Raw genomic sequence first — 6,284 nt, 5'->3', positions numbered from 1 at the left:
CGAACCGTCGAACCGTCGAACCGTCGAACCGTCGAACCGTCGAACCGTCGAACCGTCGAACCGAGCGCGAGTCAGGCTATTCTGCTTCCGTCCCCGCGCCGAGCGCCGCCGCCAGCGCGACGAGGTAGCCGAGTCCCACCTTGACCTCGGGGTCACGGGTGGCGCGCAGGAGACCGACCGCGCCCACGGGCGCCGCCTCCGCCTCCTCCGCGTCGCCGACGGCGCGAAGCAGGCGCTTCATCCCGGCGACGGTGTCGGGGTCCGAAGCGTCGTCGGCGACCTCGGCGAGCGAGGTGCCGGTCCGGGCGAGCGACCGGACCATCTCGTCGTCGAGCGCGTCGACGCCGAGTTCGAGCACGTCGATGAGGTCGTTGACGAGACCGAGTCGTTCGACGAGGAGGGCGACCTCCTCGGGGTTGTTCTCGATGGCCCGCACGAGTTCGTCGGGCACCGGCTGTTCGGTCGTCGTGGTTGATTCGTGGTCCTGCATTGGTCTCACCTCAGAGCATCCCCCTGGCGGTCAGCCAGTACGATTCGTTGTAGGCGTGTTTGGCCCAGTGGATGGGCTTCGACGGCTGGCGCATCGTCGCGGGCGTCTCGTAGTCGAACGAGACGAACGACGCCTCGTCGAGGCCGGTCTCGACGAAACAGACGGTCTTGCCGTCGTACCGCTTCGTCGGCGTGCGACCCCGGACTTCCGCGGCGATTCGCTCCGCGACGGTAAAGGCCTGGAAGTGCGCCGCGCTCCCGGCTTTCGGGATGGGCAGCGCCGCCGTGTCGCCGATGGCGTACACGTCCTCGGCGGCGGTCGCGCGGAGGGTCCGCTGGTCGACGTCGACCCAGCCGGCGTCGCCGAGGCCGGAGTCAATGATGAGTTCATCCCCGCGGTGCGGCGGGATGCCGACGAGCAGGTCGTAGTCTACTTCCGCGCCGTTCTTTGCCGAGACGACCCGTCCGTCCGGGTCGATGGCGTCGACGACGAAGTCGGTCTCGACGCGGACCCCCCGCTCGGCCAGAATCGGGTCGGCCCACTCGGCGACCTCGGGCTTCCCGTGGCTCCGTGCCATCGGGTACGTGTAGACGAGGTCAGTGTCCTCGCGCAGACCCCGGCTCCGGAGCCAGTCGTCCACGATGAACGTGAATTCGAGCGGCGCGGCCGGGCACATGTGGGGCGTCCCGACGACGCTCAACACGAGGCGACCGCCGTTGAACTCCGCGAGCGCGTCGCGGAGCCGTTCGGCCCCCTCGGCGCTGTAGAAGTGGTGTGCGCCCTCCCGGAAGCCGGGAACCGCGTCGGGGTCGAGCTTCGCGCCGGTCGCGAGGACGAGCGTGTCGTAGTCGAGCACCTCGTCGCCGTCCTGACAGTAGAGGCGCTTTTCGTCGGTGTCGACGCGACGGACGCGGTTAGTGACGATATTCACCCGCTCGTCGACGAGGTCCCGCAGGTCGCGGACGCCGTCCTCCGGCTCCGCGACTCCGAACGGAACGTACAAGAACACCGGCTTGTAGACATGTTTCGTGTCGTCGGAGACCAGCGACACCTCCACGTCGCCGTCGTCTATCTCCGACGCGAGTTCCTCGGCGAGACGGTTCGAAACCACCGTCCCACCCGTGCCACCGCCAACGACTACGATTCGGTTCGTCATGGAGTTCACCTACCTAAACGGTGGGCCGCCGACGGGATAGTATTGCAAGCTATTTCCAACATTATGAGAACCAAGCGACGGCGCGGCCGCTCGGAGCGACGAGGGAAGGGGAGGATGTGGGGTGCGACGGAGGTGTGGGGGGAACGGGGGTACTGGAGTCGTGTGAAATCGGCCGAGCGGCCGAGCGCTGGCTTACTCGGGCTTGAGACCGGCGTCCTGCACGCGCATGATGGCCTCGCCGTCGGCGAGGTTCGGCGCGTCAACGAGACGGACGATACGCTTGTCGCCCTTGGACTTGCGGAGGTAGATGCGGAACGTCGAGGTGTGGCCGAGGATGTTGCCACCGATGGGCTGGGTCGGGTCGCCGAAGTAGGAGTCGGGGTTCGACGCGACCTGGTTGGTGACGAGGATGCCCGTGTTGAACAGGTCGCCGATGCGCATCAGGTCGTGGAGGTGCTTGTTGAGCTTCTGCTGGCGTTCTGCGAGTTCGCCGCGGCCGACGTACTCGGCGCGGAAGTGGGCGGTGAGCGAGTCGACACAGAGGAGGCGGACCGGCCACTCGGTGTCCTCGTGCTCGCCGGCGAGTTCCTTGGCCTTCTCGGCGAGGAGAATCTGGTGGTTGGAGTTGAACGCCTTGGCGACGTGAATCTTGTCGAGGACGTCGTCGACGAGTGCCTGCATGGTCTCTTCGTCGTCAACGGAGCCTTCGATTTCGCGGTCTTCGAGCGTCGCTTCGAGCGCCTCGTCTTCGAGGCCGCGGACCATGTCGTCGATACGCTCGGGGCGGAACGTGTCTTCGGAGTCGATGAAGATACACCCGCCGCCGAGACCACCCTGTTCGGGCGGGAGCTGGACGTTGACGGCCAGTTGGTGCGTGATCTGGGACTTCCCGGCACCGAACTCGCCGTACACCTCGGTGATGGACTGCGTTTCGAGGCCGCCGCCGAGGAGTTCGTCCACTTCGTCGATCTGCCAGCTCAGCTTGCCGATCTGCTGGCGTCGTTCGAGGACCATCGAACCGGTCTCGAAGCCGCCCACGTCGGCCGCGTCGCGGGCCGCGTTGATGATGTCCGAGGCCGTGCTGGAGCCGATGTCGGCCTTGTTCGATAGCTCGCCGGGGCTGGCGACTGCGATGGACTGATAGCTGTCGTAGCCGGTGTCGGTGAGTTTGTCGGCTGTCGCCGGGCCGACGCCGGGGAGACTTTCGAGGTCGTCTTCTGCCATACCCAGTCGTTCCGCCTATACCCTCATAAACCCTCGTTAACAGCAAGGTGAAAGTAAAAACGAGGGACGAGGAGGGGTCGATGACGAGCGTCTGACGGAGTTTCAAGTTAGAAGTCGAGACGTTCGGTGGTGACGAAAGGAATCAAGTCAGGTCAGGTTAGGTTAGCCTGATTGGATATGTAGAATCTGACAGAATCAGCGCACAACATACAGAAGGTGTGTCTACCAGTAGAAGTAGCTCATAGCTTGAAGCAGCCACACTACACCTAGAAACCGATAGAGCAAGCGTTGAGTCCCGTCAGTATGGCTCCACGGCCGAGAGAAGGGAAGAGATGACCAACATTTCTTATCGAAATTTACTGCCCAGATTGGAGTCAGTATCATAATCACTCCGAGGAGCAGGAGAACCGAATTGAGGACAAAGGTGAGTTCTATCATTACTATCGAACGGAGGGTCTATTGAGTAACCCTTCAAGCAGATCCTCATCGGAACGCTACTAATTTCGGCAGTTTTCCCGTGCAGCAGGTCGGAAGCCGATGGAGTCTGTATCAACCACAACGGTAACCTCGTAACAATCAAAGCCTTCAGTCCCACCTGCATACTCAAGAAAATCTCCCGTTGAAAATGATTCTTCGCCGACACCCTCTGCAGAAATCTCTATTTTGTACGATGTTTGTTCGCCTAACCAGTCTTCTTCGATAAGAACCTCTCCATATGAATTAGTGGATTTACCATCAAGTGTGTGAGACTTCTCATAGATACTGTCCCCGTCTCGGCTGACAGTCACCAACGTTTCTGTTTCCTGGGTACGTTGGTTCCGTACGTAGATGCTGTCAAGGCCTGGCGGTTTAGATTCAGTATCCTCACCGGTCATACCTAAGCACCCTCCGAAGGCCGAAATCCCGATTATTGCAAGTATCCGTCGTCGTGAACTGGAAATCGGAGCAGATTCAGTCATCTGAATAGATTCAATATTTTGAAACGAATAATAGTACTGGCAGACCTCCTAGTTGTGGTTATTCACTATATGGTGCAGGCTTATCGAGGCGGTCCCGAATTCGTTCACTACGTGCCTCATCCATCTCAGATTCTGCAACCTCAATGACTTCGGATTTCTTAGTTGATAGTGGGCAATTCGTTGCTATGTTATCAAATGTCACTTCCTCACCACTGCTTTGTGTGGAGATCGCCATAAGTCGGCTTCTTTCACACTCAGAGCAGTTAGCATCACACGCTCCGCGGCGCGGAATACAGCTCAGTCTCTTGCGTCCATGTTTGATTCATGCTCCGCTGGGATAGCAGAATTTCCACCGAGTCAGCACGGCCTCAACAAACCACCAGCAACAGAGCCGTCAAGTCAAACCCTCACTCCCACGGGTGGCCGTTCCGCGTCGACGGCCACAGCGGGTACCAGTAGCTCTCGTCGTCCTCTATCGTCAGTTCCCCGTCGAGGACGGATTCGAGTTTGAACTCCAGACTCTGATTCCGCGAGGAGGTGCCCTGCGGAGCGAAGGGGTAGTACGCCCCGCGGCGGAACGAGTAAATCCAGTAGGCGCGGTCGCCGTCGCGCTCGAAGCCGAACAGGGCGGCGAGCAGGCGCGACCCGTAGCCGCGCTCGATAAACTCGTCGGCGGCGAAGTGGACGCTCGTCACGAGGTCCTCGGGGTCGTCGTCGGCGAGGACGACCCAGTTGTAGCCGTGGCCGTCGGTGTGGCGGCGGAACTCGGTTCCGGTCTCCTCGCTCCCGGCCGTGAGGATGTCTTCGACGGCGTCGACGGTGTCCGCGAAGTCGGTGCTATCGACGGAGGAGAAACACAGCGCCGCCTCGTCGGCCGAGTCGAACCGGAGGTCGGCCTCCATCGTGAGGTACGCCGTGCTCATCCCGAAGAGGTCTTCGGGGTCCGCTTTGGTGGTCGCGTCGGACTCGGCGCTGATGCCGAGCATGGCGCGGAATGAATCGAACAGCCCCATCGGTGCTTAGACGGTCTCCATCTCGCGCTCCATGTCGCGGAGGCGCTCGACGCGGTTCTCGGTCGAGGGGTGGGTGCTGAACAGGCGGCCGATGAAGTCCGACTTGATGGGGATGATGAAGAACGCGTTCATCTCCGAGGTGTCGCGCATGTCGCGCTTCGGGACGTTGTCCATCCGGCCCGAAATCTTGAGGAGCGCGGACGCCAGCGCCGAGGGACGACCGGTGATGACGGCGGCCCCGCGGTCGGCGGCGTACTCGCGGTAGCGCGAGAGCGCCCGAATCAGCAGGTACGAGATTATCCAGACGAGGAGCGACGCGATGATGGCCACGATGACCGGCGCGTTCTGGCGGTTGTCGTCGCCGCCGAAGAACCAGCCCCAGCGGACGATGAGGAAGGCGATGCTGGAGAGGAACGACGCGATGGTCATGACCATCACGTCGCGGTTCTTCACGTGCGCGAGCTCGTGGGCGATGACGCCCTCCAGTTCCTCGTCGTCGAGGGTGTCCATCAGGCCGGTCGTGACGCAGACGGCCGAGCTCTTCTGGGAGCGCCCCGTCGCGAAAGCGTTCGGGACGCGCGTGTCGGCGATGGCGACCTTCGGCTTCGGGAGGTCCGCCTGCTGAGAGAGGCGACCGACCATCGCGTGGAGTTTCCGCGCCTGCGGGCCGTCGTCCTCGTCGACGACGGTCGCACCCATGCTGTACAGCGCGATTTTATCGCTGAAGAAGAACTGCGCGAAGAGGAAGACGCCCATGAACCCGGCCATGACGGCGAGGCTCTGGAAGTAGGCGAACAACACCCCCGCGAAGACGATGTAGAGGGCGAACAGGAGGAACATCGTGAGCGCCATCCGCCCGCGAAGTCCCCAGTCCGGTTTCCAGTTCATACCACGTGATTAGTAATCCGGCTAATAAACGCTGTTGGAGTGCGAAGGCGTCGCACGCTGGCGCCCGAAGCGTGGAGAATGGGGATACACCGTTTTGCCGCGGGAGCACGTAGTTCCGGGTGACATGTTCGCCGATAGGGAAGACGCGGGCCGCCGGCTGGCGGACCTGCTCGACGAGCGAGAAGAGACGGCGGACCTCGTGTTGGCCATCCCGCGAGGCGGACTCCCCGTCGGCAGGGAGGTCGCGGACCGCCTCAGAGCGCCGCTCGACGTGGTGGTCGCGTCCAAGGTCGGCGCACCCGACAACCCCGAACTCGCCGTGGGGGCAGTCGCGGGCGACGGGAGTGCGTGGTGGAACGACGACCTGCTCTCGTATCTCGACGTTGGCGACGACTACCTCGACCGCGAGCGCGAGCGCGAGGCCGAGGCGGCGAGAGAGAAGGTGTCGCTGTACCGCGGCGGCGACCCGCTTCCCCGACGTGGCCGGAAAGCGCGTGGTCGTCGTCGACGACGGCGTCGCCACGGCGCGACCGCCCGAGCGTGCCTGCGGCAGG

At 62.6% G+C, this 6,284-nt stretch carries 6 protein-coding genes and 1 pseudogene; 1 reads left to right on the top strand and 6 read right to left on the bottom strand.

The window, feature by feature from the left end; all coding sequences use genetic code 11:
* Positions 1-76 precede the first annotated feature (76 nt).
* The 6 genes from NKF06_RS19310 to htpX all read right to left on the bottom strand — a co-directional run bounded on the left by NKF06_RS19310 (position 77) and on the right by htpX (position 5,730).
* A complete protein-coding gene (locus tag NKF06_RS19310; protein WP_253246339.1) occupies positions 77-490 on the bottom strand; it encodes a DUF1641 domain-containing protein in 414 nt (137 codons plus the stop codon).
* Between the two features lie 10 nt (positions 491-500).
* Positions 501-1,646 (bottom strand): FAD/NAD(P)-binding oxidoreductase, encoded by a 1,146-nt coding sequence (locus NKF06_RS19305; RefSeq protein WP_253246338.1) that lies wholly within the window; start codon positions 1,644-1,646, stop codon positions 501-503.
* Positions 1,647-1,838: 192 nt separating this feature from the next.
* Positions 1,839-2,870 carry a DNA repair and recombination protein RadA gene (radA, locus tag NKF06_RS19300; protein ID WP_058828727.1) on the bottom strand — a complete coding sequence of 344 codons (1,032 nt, stop codon included), beginning with the start codon at positions 2,868-2,870 and terminating at the stop codon, positions 1,839-1,841.
* A 497-nt stretch (positions 2,871-3,367) separates the two neighbouring features.
* On the bottom strand, positions 3,368-3,745 hold the full coding sequence (locus NKF06_RS19295; RefSeq protein ID WP_253246337.1) for a hypothetical protein: 378 nt from the start codon (positions 3,743-3,745) through the stop codon (positions 3,368-3,370).
* A gap of 491 nt (positions 3,746-4,236) precedes the next feature.
* Positions 4,237-4,842 (bottom strand): hypothetical protein, encoded by a 606-nt coding sequence (locus NKF06_RS19290; protein ID WP_253246336.1) that lies wholly within the window; start codon positions 4,840-4,842, stop codon positions 4,237-4,239.
* Between the two features lie 6 nt (positions 4,843-4,848).
* Positions 4,849-5,730, bottom strand: coding sequence for a zinc metalloprotease HtpX (htpX, locus tag NKF06_RS19285; RefSeq protein ID WP_058827931.1), 882 nt, complete (start codon positions 5,728-5,730; stop codon positions 4,849-4,851).
* Positions 5,731-5,854: 124 nt separating this feature from the next.
* Between htpX and NKF06_RS19280 the strand changes: the two are divergent.
* Positions 5,855-6,284, top strand: a pseudogene (locus NKF06_RS19280) (phosphoribosyltransferase family protein); the annotation flags it as partial.

The sequence above is a fragment of the Haloferax sp. AB510 genome, assembly GCF_024136985.1.
Lineage (GTDB): Archaea > Halobacteriota > Halobacteria > Halobacteriales > Haloferacaceae > Haloferax.
The sequence above is the reverse complement of the archived record's forward strand: the minus strand, read 5'-3'. Positions and strand labels throughout refer to the sequence as shown.

Bases quoted from the DNA above. Each gene is read 5' to 3' on its own strand.
- NKF06_RS19310 (WP_253246339.1), bottom strand. From the start codon at position 490: ATGCAGGACCACGAATCAACCACGACGACCGAACAGCCGGTGCCCGAC.
- NKF06_RS19290 (WP_253246336.1), bottom strand. From the start codon at position 4,842: ATGGGGCTGTTCGATTCATTCCGCGCCATGCTCGGCATCAGCGCCGAG.
- radA (WP_058828727.1), bottom strand. From the start codon at position 2,870: ATGGCAGAAGACGACCTCGAAAGTCTCCCCGGCGTCGGCCCGGCGACA.
- NKF06_RS19295 (WP_253246337.1), bottom strand. From the start codon at position 3,745: ATGACCGGTGAGGATACTGAATCTAAACCGCCAGGCCTTGACAGCATC.
- htpX (WP_058827931.1), bottom strand. From the start codon at position 5,730: ATGAACTGGAAACCGGACTGGGGACTTCGCGGGCGGATGGCGCTCACG.
- NKF06_RS19305 (WP_253246338.1), bottom strand. From the start codon at position 1,646: ATGACGAACCGAATCGTAGTCGTTGGCGGTGGCACGGGTGGGACGGTG.